This window comes from Bacillus sp. V33-4, from assembly GCF_002860225.1.
In the GTDB taxonomy this organism is placed as follows: domain Bacteria; phylum Bacillota; class Bacilli; order Bacillales; family Cytobacillaceae; genus Bacillus_BJ; species Bacillus_BJ canaveralius.
This window is the reverse complement of sequence record NZ_PGVC01000064.1, coordinates 1-23,479: the sequence shown is the minus strand read 5'-3', so window position 1 is coordinate 23,479 and position 23,479 is coordinate 1. Positions and strand designations below refer to the sequence as shown.

The window sequence follows — 23,479 nt, the reverse complement described above, 5'->3', positions numbered from 1 at the left end:
AATAAGGCCGAGGGGCGATCCCGGATCCCGAGCGGCAATTGCGACAATAATCTTGCGCAGTAGGCCTAATTTATTGATGATGTCCTCCTAAAATAAGCATTTGTTTTTATCAGGCGGATTATATCGTGAATAAATCGAACAGTTAACTAATAAATATTATAAAAATAAAATAATTGTGTGTTTTCTGAAGACAAGATTTCAATGAGTTTAATATAATGTTAAAATAATAATCTGTTGACTATAGTGAGGGATCAATCATTCAGCCATACTTATTCCCAGCAGAACGATTACGGAATCGCTTTCTGTGTTCGCGCCTACAGGCTGTACGAAAAGATGTTGCATGTCATTTAACAGAGAATAGTAATGGCAAATCACCGGGCGATAAATTTCCATTAGAAAACAATCGCGTATGACTCTTTTCTTTCAAAAGAACATGTTAAAATAAAACCATGTGTGTGAGTGAATTTCATAAAGCAATTCTTTAATTGAAAAACGAACAGTAATTTAAAATTAAGATATTATTATTCGTTTCCTACGGCATTCTCTTGTTTATTTAGACAACTTCATTCGTTTTTCGGTTTAGCTTATTACATTGTGGAATTCACTCGTGTGAATGACTAATTGGAGGTTCGATGATGAAAACTAAACTTGGGTTATTATACGGGGGTAAATCCGCTGAACATAATGTTTCTCTACAAACAGCTCTTGCTGTTATTAAAGCGCTTGATGTAGAAAAATTCGATATTCATCCTATTTACATAACAGATGAAGGAAAATGGGTAAAAGGGCCGCAATTAAGCGGTCCAGTGGCTGATGTTAAAGCATTGCAGTTTTCTCAAGGAGACGCAGCTTCTCAAGCTGCTCTCGCTCCGGCATTGTTTCAAGGAAGTGCAGCAGGGCAGGATCAATCTTTGGATGTGATCTTCCCGCTTCTTCATGGACCAAATGGAGAAGACGGAACGGTTCAAGGTCTGCTTGAGCTTTTAAACCTTCCTTATGTAGGTAATGGAGTGCTTGCTTCCGCTGCCGGCATGGATAAAATCATCATGAAAAATGTATTTGCACAAGCCGGGCTTGCCCAGGTCAAATTTGCCTGGTTTACCCGCAGTGAGTGGGAGAAGGCCAGCGAATCCGCGTATGAAAAAATCGAAAAACAACTTGGTTACCCTTGTTTCGTGAAGCCGGCCAATCTCGGTTCCAGTGTTGGCATCAACAAGGCTTCCAATCGTGATGAATTAGCAGCAGCCTGTGAGGAAGCCTTCCTATTTGATCGGAAGATCATTGTCGAAGAAGGCATTACCGCCAGAGAGATTGAAATCGGTGTACTTGGAAATGATGAGCCTGAATGTTCAGTTGCCGGTGAAATTGTGCCGAAAAAGGATTTTTACGACTATAAAGCAAAATATGAAGACGGCGATACCGCGATGATTATCCCGGCGGATGTTACAAAAGAAGAATACAGTGAGCTTAAGGAAATGGCGATTAGATCGTTTAAAGCTCTGGATTGCTCAGGACTGGTACGCGCCGACTTCTTCTTAACAAAGGACGGAAACGCATATATCAATGAAGTCAATACGATGCCTGGCTTTACGCCCTTCAGCATGTTTCCTTTACTGTGGAAGCACACCGGGGTTGAATACCCGGAGCTGATTGAACGTCTTGTTAAGCTTGCAGAAGAAAGACATGCAGAAAAGCAAAACATTAAGCATACATTCTAGCAGCAAAGGGATACACGGCGCTTGATGCCGTGTTCCTTCATGTTTTGGAATAATCCGAGGAGGAGTATAATGATCCGAAAAACGATCAGGCAGCTTTCAAAAATGATTAAAGCCGAAATTGATCTCCAGCAATGGGGAGACACTGAAATTAACGGGGTCAGCATTGATTCGAGAAAGATAGAAACAGGGAATTTGTTTATACCTTTTAAAGGTGAACACGCCGATGGTCACAGGTTCGTGGAGGAAGCAGTTAATAAAGGTGCAGGGGCCGCGTTCTGGCAAAAGGATGTACCAAACCCACCCGTCGATTTGCCGATTATTATCGTCGAGGATACTCTTCTTGCTTTACAGGAGCTGGCCGCCAATTATCGAGACGAGTTATCAACAAAAATCATCGGGATTACTGGAAGCAACGGGAAAACGACGACAAAGGACATGATGGCTAGCGTTCTCTCCCTCGAATATAAAGTCCAAAAAACAGAAGGGAATTTTAACAACCATATCGGGTTGCCCCTGACCGTCCTGCAGTTGAAACCGGAAACGGAAATGGCTGTTCTTGAAATGGGCATGAGTGCAAAAGGTGAGATTGAATTGTTAACAAAGCTTGCCCGGCCTGACGCCGTGATTATTACAAATATCGGAGAAGCCCATTTGCAGGATCTCGGATCACGGGAAGGGATAGCCGAAGCAAAGCTCGAAATTGTGAAGGGCTTGCAGGATGGCGGTCTGATTGTCTATTGCGGTGATGAACCGCTTCTCCGGGAACGGCTGAAGGATTATGAAGCAAAGTTTACCGTTAAAACATTTGGTAAATCGCGCGAAAATGATCTTTATCCCACCGACATTATCCAGAGTGGACAAGGCAGTCAATTTACAGTAAATCGGTTTGAAGGAAAATTTCATCTGCCTGTTCTTGGGGTTCATAATGTCCTCAATGCGCTCGCTGTCATGCTGACCGCCCGCTTTTTTGGTGTTTCTTACGAAAAAATGGACAAAGGCTTTCAAGGCTTAAAGTTAACACAGATGAGAATGGAACTGGTCGAAGGCGCCAAGGGAGAAAGAATTATAAATGACGCCTATAATGCGAGTCCAACAGCGATGAGGGCTGCGATTGAGCTTATTTCGGATTTGGAGGGCTTTTCAAGAAGGATTGTCGTTCTTGGCGATATGCTGGAGCTTGGACCGCTCGAAATTGAATACCATCAGCAAACTGGCGCAAGCCTTGATCCTGAAAAGATCGATTATGTTTTTACATACGGCCCCTTAGGCCGCTTTATCGCAGAAGGTGCCCGTCAGTCATTCGAGGCGGAAAAGATATTTGCTTTTGATGATAAAAACGATCTAATAAACGAATTAAAAAAATATACGGACCGGAATACACTGATCCTCGTAAAAGCTTCGCGGGGAATGAAGCTTGAGGACGTTGTTATCGGGTTGCAAAATCCAGTGTAAGGAGAATGCGAAATGATTGCAGTACTCGCCCATTTCAACCAAGCGTTTGCTGACATGTCACTGGTCATAACTGATATCTTTCTTGTTCTTTAGTATCATAAGTGTAAACCAGTAAAGAATAGGGAAAGAGTTTTGATATCGTGGAGAAAGTCGATAATCCTTTCCTATCGACATTAACGGTCCGGTCTGAGAAAGAGGACTTCTTTTGGAAGTCATGTTTATATCAAACTTTTACTGAAAGTAATGGTGGGTGATCAAACTGATTGGCTGCTTATGCATTCATGGTTTTACCGGCTCTCCCTTTGAAATTGAACCGTTAGTTAGCTATTTGCAAGAAAGGACGGATTGGGAATTCTCAATTCCAACTCTGCCGGGACATGGAGAAACCCTTAGTTTGAAGGGTATTCGTTACAAACAGTGGATTGAACATGCAGAAAAAGAATTACAAATGCTATTGGAGAAATGTGATGAAGTTTATTTGATCGGTTTTTCGATGGGCGGGATCATTGCAAGTTACCTGGCGGTTCATTATCCAGTTACTAAACTGGTCCTGCTAAGTGCGGCGGCTTATTATGTGAACCCGAGACAACTTGCTGCCGACATAGGATTAATGGTCAAGGATGCAGTTGCCGGGAGCTTATTAGAAAATGAATTGTTTCATAGGTATAAGCGAAAAATCATCAGCACGCCATTATCGGCAACAATTCAATTCCGACGGCTGGTTGCCAGCATTCGGCCTCTCTTGAAGCAAATCCAAATACCAACATTTATTGCCCAGGGTGAAGAGGATGGAATTGTTCCCCTTAAAAGTGCCAGATACTTGTACGATAAAATTGGAACGAATCATAAAGATATTAAATACGTGAGCAACTCGGGTCATTTAATTTGTCATTGTGATAAAAGGGAGCAGCTCTTTTCAGACGTCTTCCAATTTTTAAAAGCAGACGAACCAGCAGAAGTAATCTGAGTTAGATTTATCTGTCTATAATGAATTAGAAGCCCCTCTGAGGCATGCGATATCATTGCATTTAATGTTGTTTAATGCTAAGATTAACATCAAAGTGCCTAAGAGAGAAATTTCTTTTTCAAGCGGACATGCTCCTGATGGAGAATGTCTTTTTTTACGAACCACCCTGAATAAGTTTGTGTTTTGCTAGGTTGTGCTGTTTAAAACTCACCAGCTGTTCACATCACATATTACTCTAGTAGGTGCTCCAGCTATTTGCAAAAAATAGCTGAAGAGTCCGATTTGGTTGTCATCTTGGCTTAAGCAAGCCCTTAAAAGATGCATACCTTATATCATTTTTGTACGAATAGAAGGAGAATGAAAATTGACAAAGTTTCAAGATTTAGGTTTAAGCCCTGCATTAATGAAATCAGTTCAGAAAATGGGATTTGAAGAAGCAACTCCAATTCAAGCCCAGACGATCCCGTTGAGCCTTGAGAACAAAGATATCATCGGCCAGGCCCAAACAGGAACCGGTAAAACGGCTGCATTTGGAATTCCTCTAGTTGAAAAAATCGACAAAGACCAGGACGTCATCCAGGGAATTATCGTCGCACCAACTCGTGAACTTGCAATCCAGGTGTCTGAGGAACTATATAAAATTGGTTATGGAAAAAGAGCCCGCGTTTTGGCGATTTATGGCGGGCAGGACATTAACCGGCAAATTCGTGCCTTAAAGAAAAACCCGCATATCATTGTGGGTACACCAGGCCGGATTTTAGATCATATTAACCGTAAAACATTGCGGCTTAACAATGTCAAGATGGCGATTCTCGATGAAGCGGACGAAATGCTGAACATGGGCTTTATTGATGATATTGAAGCAATTCTTGGCCAAATTCCAACAGAGCGGCAAACGCTACTTTTCTCAGCAACGATGCCGGCACCGATCCAGAGAATGGCTGAAAAATTCATGAAGGACCCGCAAGTTGTCCGCGTAAAAACAAAAGAAGTAACGGTTCCTCTAATTGAACAGTATTATGTAGAGGTCCAGGAAAAGACCAAGTTTGACGTTTTGACAAGGCTTCTTGACAGCCAATCTCCTGAACTGGCGATTGTATTCGGAAGGACAAAACGGCGTGTAGATGAGCTCGCCGAAGCCTTGAATCTTCGCGGATATATGGCAGAAGGAATCCACGGCGATCTCAGCCAGGCGAAACGCATCTCGGTATTGCGCAAATTTAAAGAGGGTTCGATTGATGTTCTTGTTGCCACCGATGTTGCTGCGCGCGGCTTGGACATTTCCGGAGTGACCCATGTCTATAATTTTGACATTCCACAGGATCCTGAAAGCTATGTGCACCGGATTGGGCGTACTGGCCGTGCCGGAAAAACGGGAATGGCGATCACGTTTGTTACTTACCGTGAAAGAGACTACTTAAAAGTTGTCGAAAGAACAACAAAACGGCGGATGGAACTATTAAAGCCGCCTACTCAACATGAAGCGTTCGAAGGTCAACAGAAAGCGGCTGTCGATAAGATTCTTCAAACGATCGAAAACAATAACCTGCAGCAGTATAAAGAAACAGCGGATCAACTGCTCGAACAGCATGATGCTTCCACTATTGTAGCTGCCGTATTAAAAATGATTACAAAAGAACCTGATATGACACCTGTTAAGCTGACAGAAGAAGCTCCTCGCCCGCAGCGGAGAGATCGCAGCTCAAATGACCGGAGCAGAGGCTACGATAATAAAAGGGGTAATGATGCCAATAGTCGAAGAAAAGGCCCTTATAAGCCGCGTTCCGGGACGAAGCGAAGCAGCCAGTCAACCAATTCAAAAAGTTATCGGTAAGAGAGCATTTGCTCTCTTTTTTGTGCGAATAACAGCTCGTAAAAAGCAAATTTCCGCTCAATCATTAAGTCATTCTTTCAAGCTTTTATCGGGGCTCGGGATTCCGCTTGTTTTCGACTATCACCATCATCTTGCCAATCAAGGGGCTGGCAATTGGGAAGGCGCATGGGAACGGGTTGTTTCAACATGGGGTGCTTCCAGTTTGCCGATTAAAATGCACATTTCCAGCCCGAGATTCGGGCACATAGCGATTATATCGATGTGGAGATGTTTTTGACGTTTTTAAAGACGATCAAAGGCTCCGTTCCGGAAATTTACTGTATGATTGAAGCGAAAAAGAAGGATGAAGCGCTTTTTCAGCTGATGAGGCAGATTAAGCGGGTACCGGGAGTAGAATTGATCAATGAAGCAAGCTTTCGGATGCCGTGAAGATTTGCTTTTTATAAAACTTTTAGCTTGGCTTCTGCGTAAAAGTAATAGCATCTTCTTCAAATGTATGACATTCATGTATACTTAAAGGGGATATACCAAGGAAAACGCAGGAGGATACTGGCGTGATAATGGAACCGCAAACAAGAATTTCTGAACGGGCGTTAAAAGTGTGGAGGATATCAGGTACAATCCAGTCTGTTATTATTGGCCTGGTTGGAGCCGCGCTGATTATTTTATCGATTATTTTTTCCTGGCCGAGCTGGATCATTGGATTGACTGTCGTGATTATGCTTGGCTACAGCTATCTTTATGTTTATTTGTTTCCTTCCCTTCGCTGGAAGCGGTGGCGCTACGAGGTTAGAGAACAAGAGATCGAACTCCAGCAGGGGATATTTATTATTAAGAGGACGCTTGTGCCGATGATTCGGGTTCAGCATGTTGACACCCGGCAGGGACCTTTATTGAGAAAATACAGTCTGGCGACAGTCGCGATCTCAACTGCGGCGACTGTACATGAAATTCCTGCCGTCGATGTTGCGGAAGCGGATGAACTTCGTGTCTTTATTTCAAAACTGGCAAGGGTGGCGGATGAGGATGTCTGAAGCAAAACGCCTGCACCCGATCTCTACACTTTATAATTTTGCCAGGCATGTGAAGGAACTGTTCTTCCCGTTTATCATTTTCGTTTTCTGGGGCGGAAATGGAACAGGCGCTGATTGGGTTTTCTGGTTGATTTCAATTGGGACAGTGCTATTTATCCTTGTAGGAGGCGTGCTCTCCTGGCTGAGGTTTACTTACCGCGTTGAAGACGGTGAATTGAGGATCGAATACGGAATCGTCATTAGAAAGAAACGCTATATTCCTTTTGAACGAATTCAAAGCCTTGACTATTCAGAAGGAATTTTCCATCGTCCGTTCGGGCTTGTGAAAGTAAAAGTGGAAACAGCAGGCGGACTTGGATTGAACGAGGCGGAGGCTGTTTTAACTGCGATTACAAAAGCAGAGGCAGATGCTATTCAACAGATCTTGACCTCCGCAAAAAACAATCACCGCATTCCTGTCGAAATACTTAATGAAACGGAAGAAGAACTCATTTATAAAATATCTGCTCCTGAACTGCTTCTGCTTGCTTCTACTTCCGGAGGTGTTGGGGTAGTCATTTCTGCCGTGATCGCGTTCTTTTTTCAATTTGATGAGCTTATCCCTTATCGGCGATTGTTCACAGGATTTGAAAGATTGATCGGAAGCGGGATTGTTTTTGTAAGTACACTGGTGTTCATCGGGTTTTTCATTGCCTGGGTGATTGCCTTAATAGGGACGATGCTTAAATATGCAGATTTTACAGTAAAAAGAATTAACAATGATTTAGTCATCTCAAGGGGCCTTTTGGAAAAACGCCAGACGACGATTCCGTTGAAGCGGATTCAGGCAATGAGAATTAGCGAAAACTTGATCAGGCAGCCGCTTGGTTATGCTGCTGTATCATTGGAAAGCGCCGGAGGCTCATTCGAAAAAGGCGATCAATCGCAGGTTTTGTTGCTGCCGATGATCAGAAAAAATAAGATCGGCGATCTTTTGCAAAATGTTTTGAATGACTATCAGCTTGAAACATGTTTTGTCCCGGCCCCGCTTAGGGCGAAAGTACGATATGTGACGAGAGGATTGCTAATTGCTTTCCCGTTCGCTGTTGTGCCGGCTGTCTTCTTTCGTCCGTGGGGATATTTATCCCTGCTGCTTTTTATTGCAGCAGCGATCTGGTCGCTGTTAATGTATAAAGATGCCGGCTGGAATCTTGACAATCAGCAGCTTGCGCTCAGATACCGGGGGATTGTTAAAAACACTGTGTATATGAGAAAAATAAAAATCCAGTCTTTGAGCAATCAAGAAAGCTATTTTCAAAAGAACAAAGACTTGGCAACAGTTGAAGCGTTCGTCATGTCGGGAATTGGTGCCGGCGGCGGGAAAGTCATTGACATCGAAAGAAACGATGCAATTCAAATATATAAATGGTATTCCGGAACAGATTGAATAAAACTATGATTGCATAAATAAAAGCATCCCTGTCAAACCTTTCGTACAGGGATGCTTTTTCGCGTTTTGGCTTACTTACCTCAGTAAATTCGCAGTTAAACCCAAAAATGAATGCAGTTGTCTAAATAAACAGCAATTCATTCACCTATTAATCAGTCCAAGAACAGCGAGCAAGGCGACGCCTCCCCAAAGAAGCATCTGCCAGAACGATTTTCGGTTGCCAGCAGGCCGCCATGAACTGTTGTCTCTCACTTGATGATAAATGTCTTTTTTTGAGTCTGAATAAGAGAAAGCCCCGATTAAAAATCCCGCTATAAGACCGAAAATATGTGCGGTAATATTGATATTTGGCTGGATAAACGTCATGATGATTCCAATAACAGAAATAGTTAAAATAATTTGGGCATTTTGGCGGGAAAGCATGTACCTTCTAAAAGTGAACATCGCAAGATAAAAGCCGAACAGACCGAAAATAGCCCCACTTGATCCAACATGTGTATATGTTAAAGGCATCAACAAAAAGGTGGCCACATTTGCAAGAATCCCGCTGAACGTGTATAAAAGAATAAACTTTATTTTGCCGAGCATTTGCTCGAGGGGCGGTCCGAATAATACAAGGGAAAAGCTGTTGAAAAGGACGTGGGCAAAGCCGGCATGCATGAAAATAGGTGTAAGCAGGCGCCACCATTGTCCTTCTGAAATAAATAGATTAACTCCGGCCAATTGTTCAAATAAAAGCATGCCGGGAAATAGAGGAAGAACTGTTAATAGATAGAGAATTGCGTGTAAAATAAGAATAAAGGTGATAACTGGGTAAAAACGGATAAACTCCCGAAAGCTTTCTGTTCTTGTAAACATAATTAACCCCCCGAATTTATATACATACATTCTATCCCGGATCGATAGCGGAAAACCATATTTGTACTATTGTTTATGCAATAAAAATTGAAATAGAAGGATGATGAATGATGATTTCAGGCATTGGAGTGGATATTGTCGAGCTGGAGCGGATCTCTGAAATTGTCTCTTCCCAGCCGAAATTTATTAAACGAGTTTTAACAGATGCCGAAATTAAGCAATTTGAACGGCTTTCTCCTAACAGAAGAATCGAATATTTGGCAGGAAGATTTGCAGCGAAAGAGGCTTTTGCGAAAGCAGCAGGAACCGGAATCGGGAAAGATCTTTCTTTTTTGGACATCGAGGTTGCAACTGATGAGAAAGGAAAGCCGTTTTTCATTAAGCCTTTGCAAACAGGTGCGCATTTGTCGATCTCCCATAGCCGTCAATATGCGGTTGCCCAGGTGGTCTTAGAAAAAAGTTTCTAAAAAATAAAAGCTTGTCATCCGGCCCGGTATATTCATTAAGGTTGTCTCATATATTCATAGTGTGCAACAGGAGAGACAAGGCAAAAAGGCGGGAACATTGGCGTTAAGCCCTTTAAAAGGGTCACTCCAACAGACCGAAAAATGTTTCTGGCGTCAATGTCTGATCATCCTTTTACTCTCCGTAACCGTGTTGAAATGAGACAAAAGGGGTTGGAAAAATGAAGAAGAAATGGTTGCTGCTTCTCGCCGGGCTAATGGTCATTTTCGTTTTATCTGCATGCGGTTCAAAAACTCAGGAGGATGTTGTTCAAGAACTGAATGGCAAGTTTGAGGAAATGAAAGGCTACAAGGCTGACGCAAAAATGACCTTGCAAATGGGGGAGGAGCCGCAGGAGTATGATGTTGAAATTTGGCATAAACAACCTGATTTCTACCGGGTAAATCTAAAAAATGCCCAGAAGGATCAAAGCCAGATGATTCTCCGAAACGAAGAAGGAGTGTTTGTCCTGACTCCTGCTCTTAATAAGAGCTTCCGTTTCCAGAGTGAATGGCCGCAAAATAGCAGCCAGGCCTATTTATATGAATCCTTAATTACGGACATTATTGAAGACAATGAGGCAAAATTCAAAGCAACGAAAGAAGGTTATGTGTTTGAAACAAAAACACGCTACCAAAATAAAAAAATGCTTCCTTTGCAGGAAATCACCTTAAACAAAGACCTGGCCCCTGTCAGTGTCAAAGTAATGGATCCTGACCGGAAAGCGTTAGTAACAGTGGAGTTTTCCAATGTTAAGTTCGATGTGACTTTTGACAAAAACGACTTTGACATGAAGAAAAATATGACCGGAGCCCAATTGGAAGTGCCAGTGATGGCTGACCTAAATGAGATGGAATTTACAGTCAAATATCCAACAGCAGAGATTCCTGGTGCCAGTCTGGTAGATGAAAAGGAAATCGCAACTGCGGATGGAAAACGGGTCGTCTTAACTTATGGCGATGAAAAAACGTTCACGCTTGTGCAAGAAAAAGCAGAAGTGATGGAGTCAACTGCTTCGGCTATGACGATGAATGGCGAGCCGGTCGATTTAGGGTTTACGATTGGGGCTTTAGCTGACAATATGGTGACATGGACTCAACAGGGGGTCGACTATATGGTTGCTTCCAACGATTTAACGAAGGAAGAATTGGTAATGATCGCCCGTTCTGTACAAGGAAATGTAAGTAAATGAGTGAATTTCACAATATAATAGGCTAAACTGAAAAACGAATGTAGTTGTCTAATAAACGGTAGTATGCCGCAGGATACCGAATAATACTATCTTAATCGTAAATAACCGTTCGTTTTTCTATTAAAGGAATGCTTTATGAAATTCAAATAATAACATGCGAAAGCAGGCTCCGACTGGTAGCCTGCTTTCTACGTCTATTTGGAGCCGTGTTTTTAAGTTTCAGGGAAAGCGATCTAATCTGATTGGCTTTAAAGAGCCTTGCCGGAAGCGGAATGCAATCCAGGAACGACGCTGGATAGTAAATTCTTCATTTGACATCAGAGGTGCTTGAGCATAATAATCAAGGATGTAGCTTTTTATGATAAATATACAGCGTTGAACGGATTCAGGAGGAAGTGGAGCAGGTGGAATACCAAGGAAGTTTTTATCGGGATACCTGGGTTGAGATAGACTTAAATCATATCGAAGATAATCTGAAGTCAATAAAAAAACTACTGCCGAACGAGGTGGAAATGATTGCTGTAGTGAAGGCCAATGCCTATGGACACGGCGACATTCAAACCGCTGAAGCAGCCCTTCGTGCCGGTGCATCGATGCTGGCCGTAGCGTTTATGGACGAAGCAATCGCACTGAGGAGGAAAGGAATCACAGCCCCGATTCTTGTTCTCGGTGCAAGCCGCCCGGAAGATATAAATGTCGCAGCTGAGTTAAATCTTACGCTTACCGTTTTTCAAGAGGAGTGGATTGTCAAGGCTGCGGGAATCTTAAAACCGGAGCTGGAAATATCGGTGCATATTAAAGTGGATACCGGAATGAATAGAATTGGCGTCGGTACCAGGGATGAACTTAGGAAGCTCGAAGCATCGATCACGAATAATCGCCAAATTCGCATGGAAGGTATTTATACTCATTTTGCGACCGCGGATGAGCTGGACCTTTCGTATTCTGGGGAGCAGTTGGAGCGCTTCAATGATTTGCTCGGCGTTCTTGACAACCTTCCCCGCTATATCCATAGCAGCAACAGTGCAGCAGCTATCAGGTTTCCGGAAGCTCATTTTAATGCGGTGCGCGTTGGAATCGCCATGTATGGATTAACCCCCTCACTCGAAATCGCAGCTCAGTTGCCGATTGCATTAAAGGAAGCATTCTCATTACACTCGCGGCTTGTCCATGTAAAAAAAATCAACAAAGGTGAAAAGGTCAGCTACGGTGCAACATATGAAGCTGCAGAAGATGAATGGATCGGCACACTGCCGATCGGTTATGCAGATGGCTGGATCCGAAAGCTTCAGGGACAGGACGTCCTGGTCGAGGGCAGGAGGGTGCCAATTGTTGGGCGGATTTGTATGGATCAATGCATGGTCAAGCTACCAAGTTATGTTCCAGTCGGAACAAACTGTACCTTGATTGGTTCACAAAAAGCAGAAACAATTTCCATAAATGAGATTGCTTCCAAGCTGAAAACGATTAACTATGAAATTCCCTGTATGATTTCAAACCGTGTACCGAGGATATTTAAACAAAATGGAAAAATGTTAGCCATAAACAATCCTTTGTTGACATAGTATAGGAGTGGCGGGAGCAAATCCATGAGAAAGTGAAAAAAACCGATGACAGACCTTTTTAGTTGTTATTTTGCGCTGGAAGGAAGGATTCGGTTTGCCTTCATGCATAAAAGTTGATTTTTTTGGACGATAATACAGAAGAATTAATGAATAGTCTTTGCATGGGCCTTGAATAGTGATAATATTAGAAATAGTAGAGACTCAAAATGATGTGTAGTTGATGGTGGAGGTGTATGTTTGTGTCAGAATCCGGCGCAACAACAGAGATCATGGTAAAATTGCCGCAACATCTTTTAACCGAATTAGATGGATTTGTTAAACAAGAAAATGTAAACCGAAGTGAATTCATTTACCAAGCTACAAAAATGTATTTACGTGAGCGAAAAAAAAGGCAAATTTGTGAATCAATGAGACGGGGCTATATGGAAATGGCCAAAATTAATTTGACGATTGCATCTGAAGCATTCCAAGCAGAATATGAGGCAGAACACACAGTTGAACGTCTAGTAAGCGGAGGGTAATCCCTTGATTGTCAAACGTGGTGACGTATATTTCGCGGACCTATCCCCAGTTGTTGGTTCAGAACAAGGTGGAGTCCGTCCAGTGTTAGTCATCCAAAACGACATCGGGAATCGGTTTAGTCCGACAGTAATTGTAGCCGCAATCACAGCACAAATTCAAAAAGCAAAGTTGCCTACTCATGTTGAAATTGTTGCGAAACGATATGGTTTTGAACGCGATTCGGTCATCCTATTAGAACAGATTCGTACCATTGATAAACAGCGGTTAACCGATAAGATTACACATCTCGATGACGAAATGATGGAAAAAGTGGATGAAGCCTTGCAGATAAGTTTGGGTCTCATCGAATTTTAACTGCAAGCACGCTCTTTGGTGAAAGGGCGTTTTTTATTGAAAAAAGACATGCAGAACGCCGTTGCGACGGAAATTTACGTGTATAAAGTTATAATATGATGAGATTGTAAAAAGTTGACCCGCGCAGGTCTAAACGCTTGCTTGATTATGAAGAAATTTACAGGGGACAGCCGCCAATATTGTTTATATATCATCATGAAGATTTGTTTTTTCTGCATAGCAGGCTGTTTTGGGCAGCTTGCTTTTTTGTTTTTATGTAACCCGCCAGAACACCCGTGATATCAATCGTGGGAAGAATGGCGGGTGTTTTATTTTGTTTTAAGGGTTCATTGTAGTTCTGTATGCAGGAATCCATGACTTTAGTCATGAGAGATGCAAAAAAGGTTTGTTTGTTTGCAGGAAATCCCTGCATTCCTGTAGTATTTAATTTGACGAAGAGGATTTGTTATCATTAAATAGTTATAAGGAATCGCGAGAAGGATTATTTAATTTAGTTTACAAATTTAAATTTACTTTACAGCATACAGGATAACGGTACGGTTAATTTTTGTGTGATAGAATGGGGAGGGTTCGGCTTAATGAATAAACAAATTGTTGATTACATTCAAACCAATAGAGAAGCAATGTTAACGGACTGGATCGAGGAGATTAGGGAACAGGCCGATGAGCGCATTATTCGCGTAGCGTCCGACCAGGTGTTTATTGGGACAAGCCGTGAATTTATTGATTTGATTGTATCGAACATAACAGATTCGAACGAAGAATTCATTGCAAAACTGTCTGACTTTGCTGAAAAGGTAGTCCGGTTAGGCTGGCCATTAACATTTGTAACAAAAGGTTTACAGACTTTCGGGAAAATTGTGTTTGAAGGAATGCAAGAAGCAGGCCTGATAACCCGGGATAATCAGATGGATATAGTTTATGATTTTGATAAATGGCTGACACCGATGACAAATGAAATCGTCAGTATGTATTCCACTACCTGGGAAAGAACCGTTTCCCTGCAAAAAATAGCGTTGCAAGAGTTATCCGCACCGTTAATTCCCGTATTTGAAAAGATCACGGTGATGCCGCTCGTTGGTACGATTGATACAGAACGGGCCAAGCAGATCATGGAAAACCTGTTGAGCGGGGTTGTTAAACACCGTTCGGAAGTTGTTTTGATTGATATCACAGGAGTTCCGGTTGTTGATACGATGGTAGCGCATCATATTATCCAGGCGGCAGATGCTGTCCGTCTTGTCGGGGCCAAATGCATGCTTGTCGGAATTCGTCCGGAAATTGCCCAAACCATTGTGAATTTAGGGATTGAACTGAATCAATTTACTACGAAAAATACCTTGAAAAAGGGAATTGAAGCGGCATTAGAAATTACAAATCGCAAAATTGTGAATGTGGAGGGAGCAGAGTGAGAATACCTATTTTAAAATTGCATGATTGCCTATTAGTCTCCATCCAATGGGAGTTGGATGACCAAACCGCTCTCCAATTCCAAGAGGATTTGCTTCACAAAATTCATGAAACAAGCGCAAACGGAGTCGTTATCGATCTTACTTCGATCGATTTTATCGATTCGTTTATTGCAAAAGTTTTGGGAGATGTCATTAGCATGTCCAAGCTAATGGGTGCAAAAGTTGTCATTACCGGAATACAGCCTGCCGTTGCTATTACGCTGATAGAGTTGGGGATTGGGTTGGATGATGTCCTCACAGCTTTAGATTTAGAAAAAGGGTTGGAGAAATTGCAACTGGAACTGGGGGATTGACTGTATGGGAATCCAATCCTGCGTTAAGATTATAAATGAGTGGGACATTGTTGCAGCCCGCCAGCTTGGGCGGAATGTTGCAAAAGAGCTTGGGTTCGGAACAGTTGACCAGGCAAGAATTACAACGGCGATAAGCGAACTCGCAAGGAACATTTATTTGTATGCCGGGCAAGGACAGATTTGCATCGAAAAAATATATGATGGCGGAAAAGCCGGGTTGCTGATTCATGCGATAGATAGCGGACCTGGTATAAGTGATTTGCGCCAAGTGATGGAAGATGGATTTTCAACATCAGGCGGACTGGGAGCCGGGCTGCCGGGTGTTAAGCGATTAATGGATGAATTTGATATCGATTCATCGCCGGGAAATGGTACAGATATAAAAGCAACAAAGTGGCTCCGTTAGGGGGAACATAATGGATTTTCGCGAATCGATGGAGTCAAAGTATCGAGAAATATTGGAAAGTTATTTAAAAGAACAGAATGAACAGGCATTATATGCAAGTCAAAAATTCAGTCGCAAAACGATTGAGCATAAGATTTCACCGGAAGAAATTATCAGCCTTCATAAAGGGCTTCTTACTGATCTTTATCCCGATATTCCGAACCATGTAATGAACTCGTTTGATATTTTATTGGAAGTGATGATCGGATATGGCTTAGCTTACCGGGAACATCAAACATTAAGGCATATGCAGCAGGAACTCAGGTCGGAAATGGAAATTGCCGCTAACGTCCAGCAAACGCTGCTTGGTACAAAAGTTCCGAAAATCGACGGGCTTGATATTGGGGCGATCAGTGTGCCGGCCAGGCACATGAACGGGGATTACTATCATTTTGTCCAGGATGAAAATGATTATATAAGCGTCGCGATTGCAGACGTAATTGGAAAAGGAATTCCCGCCGCTCTTTGTATGTCGATGATCAAATATGCGATGGACAGTTTGCCTGAAAATCGGAATGAACCGAGTGTGATTCTTGAAAACCTCAACCGTGTCGTCGAACAAAATGTCGATCCAAGCATGTTTATCACGATGTTTTACGGTATGTTTAATCCGGCCGAAAATATTTTTTACTATGCATCAGCCGGTCACGAGCCTGGTTTTTATTATTGTTCAGCTCAGGATGAATTTTTTGAATTGGAAGCAAAGGGTTTGCTGCTTGGCGTAGACAAGCGTACAAAATACACCCAATATAAAAAGGCAATCAAGCCGGGAGATATGGTTGTCCTTATGTCTGATGGAGTAACAGAATGCAGGACAGAAGAGGGATTCATCGAGAGAGAAACATTAATCGGGTATATCAGGAAATACCATCACTTAAGTGCTCAGGAAATTGTTAATAATATATATAAGGAACTTGAAAAGCTTCAGCACTTTCAATTGCGTGACGACTTTACGTTAATCATTTTAAAAAGAGATGTTTAATTTTTTTCGAAAAGGGTAAACAGAAAGAGCAATTGAGATAAAGAGGTGGGTCAAAAAATGAATTTAACAATAGATGTAAATGAGACAGAAACTTTGGTTGAAGTAACAGTAAGCGGTGAAATTGATGCATATACTGCGCCAAAACTCCGAGAAGCCCTTTTACCAATGTCCGAAAAGAAAGGGATTGAAATGATCGTCGACCTTTCCGAAGTGTCCTATATGGACAGTACAGGTTTAGGTGTGTTTGTCGGCGCCTTTAAAAATATCCGTTCCCATGACGGGAAATTTCAATTAGTTGGCTTGTCTGAACGGCTAAAAAGGCTATTTGACATTACCGGTCTTGCCGATATTATCGATATAAACAGCGAGATAGAAGGTGGAGTGCAATGAATCAGCCGTTTGACTATATTGAGATGAAAATTCCGGCAAAACCGGAATTTGTCGGAGTTATTCGGTTAACCCTTTCTGGCATTGCGAGCAGGCTGGGGTTTTCTTATGATGAGATTGAGGACTTGAAAATTGCCACGAGTGAAGCATGTACGAATGCAGTTCAACACGCATACAGGCAAAACGAACATGGTGAGGTTGTAATCGGCTTCGGCTTGTACACGGACCGCCTGGAAGTGATGGTTTCGGATAGCGGAAGAAGCTTTGACTTCCAATCTGCCCGTCAAGGACTCGGGCCGTACGAGCAAACCGATTCTGTAGAATTTATGCGAGAAGGAGGCTTAGGCCTTTATCTTATCGAAACATTGATGGATGAAGTTCGAATCCATCAAAAAGAGGGTGTGACGGTCTTCATGACCAAATACCTGGAAGGAGAGCAGGTGGAGATAGATGCAGAAACAATCTCAACCTAACCAACCCAAGCAAGAAACGAACGACTTAATTAAAGCATATCAGCTGCATCAGGACGAAGAAGCGCAAAAACAGCTCGTCCTTCAATATCAAAACCTTGTTGAAACAATCGCTAGAAAGTATTCCAAAGGCAGATCCTTTCATGAAGATATTTTTCAAGTCGGCATGATTGGCTTGCTGGGAGCGATCCGCCGCTATGATGAAACTTTCGGCAAAAGCTTTGAAGCTTTTGCCGTACCGACAATCATTGGTGAAATCAAACGGTTTTTAAGAGATAAAACGTGGAGTGTCCACGTTCCACGCCGAATTAAGGAGCTTGGCCCGAAAATCAAGACAACGGTAGAGAATTTGACTACGGAGTTGCATCGCTCTCCTAAAGTAGAAGAAATCGCTGCTGCACTTGAGGTTTCCGAAGAAGAAGTGCTTGAAGCAATGGAAATGGGGAAAAGCTATCAGGCTTTGTCTGTCGATCATTCAATCGAAGCGGATTCTGACGGTGGAACGGTTACCCTGCTTGACATTGTCGGAAATGTAGATGAAGGCTACGAAAAGATTAATCAGCGAATGGTGCTGGAAAAAGTGTTGCATGTACTGACAGACCGTGAGAAGAAAATCATTCAATATACGTATTTGGAAAATATGAGCCAAAAGGATGCAGGTGACAAATTGGGAATTTCTCAGATGCACGTCTCACGTTTGCAAAGGAGAGCCATCAAGAAACTACAAGAAGCCATCCATGCAGAGGTGAATAACTCGGAGTGCCTTTCATGAACGATTCAGCAAAAGAAAAGGTCCAACTTTTAGCTCACCAAACAGCAAAAGAAGGCCGGCAGGAATGCGGAGATGCTTATTATTATAAGGAAACCGATGAATATTTTATCTGTGTTGTAGCAGATGGACTCGGAAGTGGTAAATATGCAAATGAAGCTTCGTCCGCTGTTGTAGCTGCGGTAGAACAATATCATGGGGATGATGTAGAAACACTCATGAATCATTGCAATAAAGCACTTTTACAAAAACGAGGCGCTGCTGTATCGATATTCAAGGTTTATTTTAAAACAAGGGAATTCGTGTACAGCTGCGTAGGAAACATCCGGTTTTTTCTCTATTCCCCCTCCGGTAAGCTCACATATCCCCTGCCGGTGACTGGCTATTTATCAGGAAGACCGCAATCCTTTCATACTCAACGGTTTCTTTATGAGCCAAGATCGAAATTCCTCATTCATTCTGACGGGCTGCATTTGCAGGGAGCAAAGTCTTTGCTCAAAGGATTTCTTCCACTCGAACTTATCGCTAATGAAATTAAATCTAAATATATGACCACAAGTGATGACACCACCTTTATAATCGGGAGCTTACTTCAATAATACAGTAAGCTCTTTTTGTCTGTATAATCGTGCAAACCAGGAAAACATTTTGTAAAATAGGATAAAAGACTTTATTTTTTAGCGGGAGGCTCGAAGCTTGGAGAAAACAGTTGAAAAAAAAGATACATATATAAATTTAATTGCAACAGAACAAAAGATTACGGGTAAACAAGTAAGCAGTGTTATTTCTTTATTGGAGGAAGGGAACACGGTTCCGTTTATCGCCCGTTACCGAAAAGAACAAACAGGAGCACTGGATGAGGTACAAATCCGGGATATTATGGATCGGTGGCAATACATTCAAAACTTAGAGCAAAGAAAAGAAGAGGTCGTTCGTTTAATTGATGAACAGGGAAAGCTGACGAATGAACTGAAAGTGCAAATCGAACAGGCAAACAAGCTTCAGGAAGTCGAAGATTTATATCGGCCTTATAAACAGAAGCGCCGGACAAAGGCGACTGTCGCGAAAGAAAAAGGGCTGGAACCTTTTGCGGAATGGATCATGGCATTGCCGAAGGAAGGATCAGTGGATGAAAAAGCAAATGATTTTTTATCCGAAGAAAAACAAGTGCTTACAATTGAAGAAGCGATTTCCGGTGCAAAAGATATCATTGCTGAAATCGTTTCTGATGATGCAGACAGTAGAAAATGGATTCGCAGAGAGACGAGTCAAAGCGGATTAATTGAAACGGCCGTAAAAGATGCAAATGAAGATGAGAAAAACATTTATGAAATGTATTATGAATACAGCGAACCTGTCAGCAAAATAGTCCCGCACCGCATATTGGCCTTAAACCGCGGCGAAAAAGAAGATATCATCCGCGTCGCGATCAAGCCTAACACCGATAAAATCATCGGGTTCCTGACGAGAAAATGGATGGAAAACCGCGAATCGATTACAGCAGACTTCATGGAAGAAGCTATTGAAGATAGCTACAAGCGGCTTATCCAACCATCGATTGAACGTGAAATCCGCAATGAGTTGACAGAAAAGGCTGAGGAGCAGGCGATCCATATTTTTTCTGAAAACCTTCGCAACCTGCTGCTCCAGCCGCCATTAAAAGGCAAGGTTGTACTTGGAGTCGATCCTGCATACCGGACAGGCTGTAAGCTAGCGGTTGTCGATGAGACCGGCAAGCTTTTGCAAAAAGGAGTTATTTATCCGCATCCGCCTGTTTCAAAAGTAAACGAGGCAAAGGAGAAGGTAATCAAACTTCTGCAACAATATAAAGTGGAAATGGTCGCGATCGGCAATGGAACAGCTTCCCGGGAAACAGAGCAATTTGTTGCAGATATCCTCAAAGAGATTCAAGGAGAGATTTTCTACTTGATTGTCAATGAGGCAGGGGCGAGTGTTTATTCAGCATCAGATATTGCGAGAGAGGAATTTCCTGAATTCCAGGTGGAAGAAAGAAGCGCAGTATCGATTGCCCGCAGACTTCAGGATCCTCTAGCTGAGCTCGTTAAGATTGATCCGAAGTCAGTTGGTGTCGGCCAATACCAGCACGACGTGTCCCAGAAAAAATTATCTGAGTCTCTGACCTTCGTTGTAGAAACAGCTGTAAATAAGGTCGGCGTCAACGTTAATACAGCGTCAGCCTCGCTTTTGCAGTATGTCGCCGGTTTATCGAAAACGGTCGCCATCAATGTAATCAAAAAACGTGATGAAGAAGGTAAATTTTTGAGCCGGGTACAGTTGAAAAAAATACCCCGGCTTGGCGCCAAGACATATGAGCAGGCAATCGGATTCCTTCGGGTTATTGATGGTAGCGAGCCCCTTGACCGGACTGCAATCCATCCGGAAACTTATCCTGAAGTTAAAAAATTGTTAAGTATGCTTGGGTTCAAATCAACAGACCTTGGCACAGAAGCGTTAAAGGCATCTCTAAATAATTTGGATATTAAAGCAACAGCCGCTGAATTGAAAATTGGTGAACTAACCTTAAAGGATATTGTCGAAGCTTTAATGAGGCCGGAGCGGGATCCTCGTGATGAATTGCCAAAACCATTGTTAAAGCAGGATATTCTCAAATTGGAAGACTTAAAGCCCGGCCTTGAACTGCAGGGAACGGTAAGAAATGTCGTTGACTTCGGCGCTTTTGTCGATATCGGGGTCAAACAGGATGGTTTGGTTCACATTTCGAAGCTGCGCCGCCAGTTTGTAAAGCACCCGTTGGATGTCGTTTCTGTTGGGGATGTCGTCACGGTTTGGGTGGATAGTGTCGACAAACAAAAAGGCAGGGTTGCGCTGACGATGCTGTCGCCCGCCGAGTAGACAGTCGCTTTAAAAAACACTGCTTTTTAAGAGCAGTGTTTTTTTTGGTAAAAAAACCAACATTGATTTAATAATTTAATTTGGTAACTATTTTTTTCATAAAATGCCTTCTTCATTTGATTCTGGAACCAGGCCGGCATAATGATACCTCCCTAATCATTTTCGTTTCAAAAGGTATATATAATGTATGCTATAATAGGTTGTCATGTTCACCCAAAGGAGAGACACACCATGAATGATGATGAACTTCAAAGATTAGTCGAGCAAATATCCATTGAATCCTTTCATAGGCTCTTCCGGCATAAGGCTACTTTCAATGCGCGACTCCGCTCAACAGGAGGACGTTATCTCCTCCACTCCCACAATATAGAAATCAACAAAAAGTATTTTGAACAGCTCGGTAAGGAAGAATTAATCGGTATTATTAAACACGAGTTATGCCATTATCATCTTCACTTGGAGGGCAAAGGTTACCGCCATCGTGATCAGGACTTCAGGACCCTGCTCAAACAAGTAGACGCTCCCCGTTTTTGTTCGACACTGCCGGAAAAACCTAAAAAGAAAACACTGAGTAAAATGCTTATATACCAATGCAAACAATGCGGGCATCTTTACAAACGGAAACGGACAGTGAATACATCTAAATACGTATGTGGCAAATGTAAAGGCAAACTGATGAAAGTTAATGAAGTCGCCTTAAATTCATGAAACCTTGGGACTATGACCAGATGAAAAAATCATCTTGACTTATATGCCTGAGGTTTTTATAATAGTAAGAGTCGATATTGATGGAAGTTCAGCCAAATTCACTTTAAACTGCTGTATGAGCCGCAAATTGGTTTAGCTTACTGAGATGGGGACATTCGAAGCAAAACTGGTTTTAGGAAGCAATTATTAATATTCCGCAGTAGCTCAGTGGTAGAGCAACGAGCAAGGCTTCCATGAAAGAACTGCGAGTTGTACCCATCGAGCTGCAACTTGGCATAGCTTACTGAGATGGGGACATTCGAAGCAAAACTGAATTTAGGAAGCAGTATTAATATTCCGCAGTAGCTCAGTGGTAGAGCAACGAGCGAAGCTACCATGAATGGACTGCGAGTTGTACCCATCGAGCCACATCTAGCCTTGGCTTACTGAGATGGGGACATTCGAAGTTAAACTGAATTTAGGAAGCATTATTAATATTCCGCAGTAGCTCAGTGGTAGAGCATTCGGCTGTTAACCGAATGGTCGCAGGTTCGAGTCCTGCCTGCGGAGCCATTTATATGGGGAAGTACTCAAGAGGCTGAAGAGGCGCCCCTGCTAAGGGTGTAGGTCGCGTAAGCGGCGCGAGGGTTCAAATCCCTCCTTCTCCGCCAGAATATTTTAGCATGGCCCGTTGGTCAAGCGGTTAAGACACCGCCCTTTCACGGCGGTAACACGGGTTCGAATCCCGTACGGGTCATTTTAGTGTTATTTTTTATATTGAAGTGTTTATCTAACTGGAGAACGAATCCAGTATTATACTTAAAATATAACTCTTTATCTATGGGCTATAGCCAAGCGGTAAGGCAACGGACTTTGACTCCGTCATGCGTTGGTTCGAATCCAGCTAGCCCAGCCAAAGAGCCATTAGCTCAGTCGGTAGAGCATCTGACTTTTAATCAGAGGGTCGAAGGTTCGAGTCCTTCATGGCTCACCATTTTAGTAGTAAGAAAACGGAAGTCGGATTGAACAAATACATCTGATTTCGATATTTAATGCGCGGGTGTGGCGGAATTGGCAGACGCACCAGACTTAGGATCTGGCGCCGCAAGGCGTGGGGGTTCGACTCCCTTCACCCGCACCATTCTTTACCAGTTGAATGATGAAAACTATCGTGATATAATAGTTTTTGTCGCCTTAAAACGATGCGGTCGTGGCGGAACGGCAGACGCGCTAGGTTGAGGGCCTAGTGGGGGCAACCCCGTGGAGGTTCAAGTCCTCTCGGCCGCACCAAAAAAAGTATTGACTTAATAATAGTTAGGTGCTATGATAGTTTAGTTGCTATTTTAAGTAAGCGCCCGTAGCTCAATTGGATAGAGCGTCTGACTACGGATCAGAAGGTTATGGGTTCGACTCCTGTCGGGCGCGCCATTAAAATTGAGATACGGGAAGTAGCTCAGCTTGGTAGAGCACTTGGTTTGGGACCAAGGGGTCGCAGGTTCGAATCCTGTCTTCCCGACCATATGTAAATATTGCGGGTGTAGTTTAGTGGTAAAACCTCAGCCTTCCAAGCTGATGATGTGGGTTCGATTCCCATCACCCGCTCCAAAGTATTGCTCTTTGAAAACTGAACAAGCAAGCAAAAACGTCAACGTTAAGTTTATTTTTATTTAA

At 42.6% G+C, this 23,479-nt stretch carries 25 protein-coding genes and 10 tRNA genes; 33 read left to right on the top strand and 2 right to left on the bottom strand.

The features are described 5' to 3' along the window. The first annotated feature begins 635 nt into the window (after positions 1-635). The 8 genes from CVD23_RS19710 to CVD23_RS19680 all read left to right on the top strand — a co-directional run bounded on the left by CVD23_RS19710 (position 636) and on the right by CVD23_RS19680 (position 8,431). On the top strand, positions 636-1,718 hold the full coding sequence (locus tag CVD23_RS19710; protein ID WP_101666945.1) for a D-alanine--D-alanine ligase: 1,083 nt from the start codon (positions 636-638) through the stop codon (positions 1,716-1,718). Positions 1,719-1,787: 69 nt separating this feature from the next. Continuing rightward, complete coding sequence (locus CVD23_RS19705; RefSeq protein ID WP_101666944.1) at positions 1,788-3,170, top strand: UDP-N-acetylmuramoyl-tripeptide--D-alanyl-D-alanine ligase; 1,383 nt, start codon at positions 1,788-1,790, stop codon at positions 3,168-3,170. Between the two features lie 259 nt (positions 3,171-3,429). Beyond that, positions 3,430-4,137: an alpha/beta hydrolase gene (locus tag CVD23_RS19700; protein WP_101575502.1), complete on the top strand. Its 708-nt coding sequence runs from the start codon at positions 3,430-3,432 to the stop codon at positions 4,135-4,137. A 364-nt stretch (positions 4,138-4,501) separates the two neighbouring features. Continuing rightward, complete coding sequence (locus tag CVD23_RS19695; RefSeq protein ID WP_101666943.1) at positions 4,502-5,971, top strand: DEAD/DEAH box helicase; 1,470 nt, start codon at positions 4,502-4,504, stop codon at positions 5,969-5,971. Next, positions 5,880-6,248 (top strand): hypothetical protein, encoded by a 369-nt coding sequence (locus tag CVD23_RS22940; RefSeq protein WP_374702653.1) that lies wholly within the window; start codon positions 5,880-5,882, stop codon positions 6,246-6,248. The genes CVD23_RS19695 and CVD23_RS22940 overlap by 92 nt, the downstream gene beginning before the upstream one ends. Then, positions 6,245-6,400, top strand: a complete 156-nt coding sequence (locus CVD23_RS22935; protein WP_374702652.1) for a hypothetical protein — start codon at positions 6,245-6,247, stop codon at positions 6,398-6,400. The genes CVD23_RS22940 and CVD23_RS22935 overlap by 4 nt, the downstream gene beginning before the upstream one ends. A gap of 125 nt (positions 6,401-6,525) precedes the next feature. Next, positions 6,526-7,005 (top strand): PH domain-containing protein, encoded by a 480-nt coding sequence (locus tag CVD23_RS19685; protein WP_101666942.1) that lies wholly within the window; start codon positions 6,526-6,528, stop codon positions 7,003-7,005. After that, positions 6,998-8,431, top strand: a complete 1,434-nt coding sequence (locus CVD23_RS19680) for a PH domain-containing protein (RefSeq protein WP_101666941.1) — start codon at positions 6,998-7,000, stop codon at positions 8,429-8,431. The genes CVD23_RS19685 and CVD23_RS19680 overlap by 8 nt, the downstream gene beginning before the upstream one ends. 144 nt (positions 8,432-8,575) lie before the next feature. On the opposite strand, the gene CVD23_RS19675 is transcribed toward CVD23_RS19680, so the two are convergent. Beyond that, positions 8,576-9,292 carry a rhomboid family intramembrane serine protease gene (locus CVD23_RS19675; protein ID WP_101666940.1) on the bottom strand — a complete coding sequence of 239 codons (717 nt, stop codon included), beginning with the start codon at positions 9,290-9,292 and terminating at the stop codon, positions 8,576-8,578. 110 nt (positions 9,293-9,402) lie between these two features. On the opposite strand from CVD23_RS19675, the gene acpS reads away from it, so the two are divergent. From acpS to CVD23_RS19605, 14 genes are all read left to right on the top strand, one after another. Further along, positions 9,403-9,759 (top strand): holo-ACP synthase, encoded by a 357-nt coding sequence (gene acpS, locus CVD23_RS19670; protein WP_101575501.1) that lies wholly within the window; start codon positions 9,403-9,405, stop codon positions 9,757-9,759. A gap of 218 nt (positions 9,760-9,977) precedes the next feature. Continuing rightward, positions 9,978-10,988, top strand: coding sequence for a LolA family protein (locus CVD23_RS19665; RefSeq protein ID WP_101575389.1), 1,011 nt, complete (start codon positions 9,978-9,980; stop codon positions 10,986-10,988). Between the two features lie 404 nt (positions 10,989-11,392). Beyond that, positions 11,393-12,553, top strand: coding sequence for an alanine racemase (gene alr, locus CVD23_RS19660; RefSeq protein WP_101666939.1), 1,161 nt, complete (start codon positions 11,393-11,395; stop codon positions 12,551-12,553). Positions 12,554-12,792: 239 nt separating this feature from the next. Further along, positions 12,793-13,074 carry a CopG family ribbon-helix-helix protein gene (locus CVD23_RS19655; protein WP_101575500.1) on the top strand — a complete coding sequence of 94 codons (282 nt, stop codon included), beginning with the start codon at positions 12,793-12,795 and terminating at the stop codon, positions 13,072-13,074. A 4-nt stretch (positions 13,075-13,078) separates the two neighbouring features. Next, positions 13,079-13,429: a type II toxin-antitoxin system endoribonuclease NdoA gene (ndoA, locus tag CVD23_RS19650; protein WP_101666938.1), complete on the top strand. Its 351-nt coding sequence runs from the start codon at positions 13,079-13,081 to the stop codon at positions 13,427-13,429. Between the two features lie 578 nt (positions 13,430-14,007). After that, a complete protein-coding gene (locus tag CVD23_RS19645; protein ID WP_101575387.1) occupies positions 14,008-14,841 on the top strand; it encodes an RsbT co-antagonist protein RsbRA in 834 nt (277 codons plus the stop codon). Beyond that, the gene (locus CVD23_RS19640; RefSeq protein WP_101575386.1) at positions 14,838-15,194 is read left to right on the top strand and encodes an STAS domain-containing protein; all 357 of its coding nucleotides are present in this window, start codon (positions 14,838-14,840) and stop codon (positions 15,192-15,194) included. The genes CVD23_RS19645 and CVD23_RS19640 overlap by 4 nt, the downstream gene beginning before the upstream one ends. A 4-nt stretch (positions 15,195-15,198) precedes the next feature. Further along, a complete protein-coding gene (locus CVD23_RS19635; protein ID WP_101575385.1) occupies positions 15,199-15,600 on the top strand; it encodes an anti-sigma regulatory factor in 402 nt (133 codons plus the stop codon). A gap of 10 nt (positions 15,601-15,610) precedes the next feature. Beyond that, positions 15,611-16,621 carry a PP2C family protein-serine/threonine phosphatase gene (locus CVD23_RS19630; protein ID WP_101575384.1) on the top strand — a complete coding sequence of 337 codons (1,011 nt, stop codon included), beginning with the start codon at positions 15,611-15,613 and terminating at the stop codon, positions 16,619-16,621. A gap of 57 nt (positions 16,622-16,678) precedes the next feature. Then, positions 16,679-17,011 (top strand): anti-sigma factor antagonist, encoded by a 333-nt coding sequence (locus CVD23_RS19625; protein WP_101575383.1) that lies wholly within the window; start codon positions 16,679-16,681, stop codon positions 17,009-17,011. Continuing rightward, entirely contained in the window at positions 17,008-17,481 is a 474-nt protein-coding gene (gene rsbW, locus CVD23_RS19620; protein WP_101575382.1) for an anti-sigma B factor RsbW, read from the top strand. The genes CVD23_RS19625 and rsbW overlap by 4 nt, the downstream gene beginning before the upstream one ends. Beyond that, a complete protein-coding gene (gene sigB / locus CVD23_RS19615) occupies positions 17,459-18,250 on the top strand; it encodes an RNA polymerase sigma factor SigB (RefSeq protein WP_101575381.1) in 792 nt (263 codons plus the stop codon). The genes rsbW and sigB overlap by 23 nt, the downstream gene beginning before the upstream one ends. Beyond that, a complete protein-coding gene (locus CVD23_RS19610; RefSeq protein WP_101575380.1) occupies positions 18,247-18,846 on the top strand; it encodes a PP2C family serine/threonine-protein phosphatase in 600 nt (199 codons plus the stop codon). Before sigB ends, CVD23_RS19610 begins: the two co-directional genes overlap by 4 nt. Before the next feature lie 97 nt (positions 18,847-18,943). Beyond that, a complete protein-coding gene (locus tag CVD23_RS19605; RefSeq protein WP_101666937.1) occupies positions 18,944-21,121 on the top strand; it encodes a Tex family protein in 2,178 nt (725 codons plus the stop codon). A 26-nt stretch (positions 21,122-21,147) separates the two neighbouring features. Here the strand turns inward: CVD23_RS19605 and cmpA are convergent, their stop codons facing one another. Beyond that, on the bottom strand, positions 21,148-21,261 hold the full coding sequence (cmpA, locus tag CVD23_RS19600) for a cortex morphogenetic protein CmpA (RefSeq protein ID WP_101575378.1): 114 nt from the start codon (positions 21,259-21,261) through the stop codon (positions 21,148-21,150). 91 nt (positions 21,262-21,352) lie between these two features. Between cmpA and CVD23_RS19595 the strand changes: the two genes are divergently transcribed. From CVD23_RS19595 to CVD23_RS19545, 11 genes are all read left to right on the top strand, one after another. Further along, a complete protein-coding gene (locus CVD23_RS19595) occupies positions 21,353-21,829 on the top strand; it encodes a SprT family protein (RefSeq protein WP_101666936.1) in 477 nt (158 codons plus the stop codon). A 477-nt stretch (positions 21,830-22,306) separates the two neighbouring features. Further along, positions 22,307-22,381 (top strand) — tRNA-Asn (locus tag CVD23_RS19590). 7 nt (positions 22,382-22,388) lie between these two features. Further along, positions 22,389-22,479, top strand: a tRNA-Ser gene (locus CVD23_RS19585). A 14-nt stretch (positions 22,480-22,493) separates the two neighbouring features. Continuing rightward, a tRNA-Glu gene (locus CVD23_RS19580) sits at positions 22,494-22,565 on the top strand. A gap of 84 nt (positions 22,566-22,649) precedes the next feature. Next, positions 22,650-22,724, top strand: a tRNA-Gln gene (locus CVD23_RS19575). 2 nt (positions 22,725-22,726) lie between these two features. Continuing rightward, positions 22,727-22,802, top strand: a tRNA-Lys gene (locus CVD23_RS19570). A 62-nt stretch (positions 22,803-22,864) separates the two neighbouring features. Beyond that, positions 22,865-22,949 (top strand) — tRNA-Leu (locus tag CVD23_RS19565). 63 nt (positions 22,950-23,012) lie between these two features. After that, positions 23,013-23,098 (top strand) — tRNA-Leu (locus CVD23_RS19560). Positions 23,099-23,159: 61 nt separating this feature from the next. Then, positions 23,160-23,236: transfer RNA gene (locus tag CVD23_RS19555), tRNA-Arg, on the top strand. A 14-nt stretch (positions 23,237-23,250) separates the two neighbouring features. Further along, a tRNA-Pro gene (locus CVD23_RS19550) sits at positions 23,251-23,327 on the top strand. A gap of 12 nt (positions 23,328-23,339) precedes the next feature. Then, positions 23,340-23,413, top strand: a tRNA-Gly gene (locus tag CVD23_RS19545). The last annotated feature ends 66 nt before the right edge of the window (positions 23,414-23,479 follow it).

Bases quoted from the DNA above. Each gene is read 5' to 3' on its own strand.
- CVD23_RS19705 (WP_101666944.1), top strand. From the start codon at position 1,788: ATGATCCGAAAAACGATCAGGCAGCTTTCAAAAATGATTAAAGCCGAA.
- CVD23_RS19645 (WP_101575387.1), top strand. From the start codon at position 14,008: ATGAATAAACAAATTGTTGATTACATTCAAACCAATAGAGAAGCAATG.
- CVD23_RS19675 (WP_101666940.1), bottom strand. From the start codon at position 9,292: ATGTTTACAAGAACAGAAAGCTTTCGGGAGTTTATCCGTTTTTACCCA.
- CVD23_RS19625 (WP_101575383.1), top strand. From the start codon at position 16,679: ATGAATTTAACAATAGATGTAAATGAGACAGAAACTTTGGTTGAAGTA.
- CVD23_RS19710 (WP_101666945.1), top strand. From the start codon at position 636: ATGAAAACTAAACTTGGGTTATTATACGGGGGTAAATCCGCTGAACAT.
- CVD23_RS19595 (WP_101666936.1), top strand. From the start codon at position 21,353: ATGAATGATGATGAACTTCAAAGATTAGTCGAGCAAATATCCATTGAA.
- sigB (WP_101575381.1), top strand. From the start codon at position 17,459: ATGCAGAAACAATCTCAACCTAACCAACCCAAGCAAGAAACGAACGAC.
- CVD23_RS19630 (WP_101575384.1), top strand. From the start codon at position 15,611: ATGGATTTTCGCGAATCGATGGAGTCAAAGTATCGAGAAATATTGGAA.
- CVD23_RS19610 (WP_101575380.1), top strand. From the start codon at position 18,247: ATGAACGATTCAGCAAAAGAAAAGGTCCAACTTTTAGCTCACCAAACA.
- CVD23_RS19635 (WP_101575385.1), top strand. From the start codon at position 15,199: ATGGGAATCCAATCCTGCGTTAAGATTATAAATGAGTGGGACATTGTT.
- cmpA (WP_101575378.1), bottom strand. From the start codon at position 21,261: ATGCCGGCCTGGTTCCAGAATCAAATGAAGAAGGCATTTTATGAAAAA.
- rsbW (WP_101575382.1), top strand. From the start codon at position 17,008: ATGAATCAGCCGTTTGACTATATTGAGATGAAAATTCCGGCAAAACCG.
- CVD23_RS19665 (WP_101575389.1), top strand. From the start codon at position 9,978: ATGAAGAAGAAATGGTTGCTGCTTCTCGCCGGGCTAATGGTCATTTTC.
- acpS (WP_101575501.1), top strand. From the start codon at position 9,403: ATGATTTCAGGCATTGGAGTGGATATTGTCGAGCTGGAGCGGATCTCT.
- CVD23_RS22940 (WP_374702653.1), top strand. From the start codon at position 5,880: ATGATGCCAATAGTCGAAGAAAAGGCCCTTATAAGCCGCGTTCCGGGA.
- CVD23_RS19680 (WP_101666941.1), top strand. From the start codon at position 6,998: ATGTCTGAAGCAAAACGCCTGCACCCGATCTCTACACTTTATAATTTT.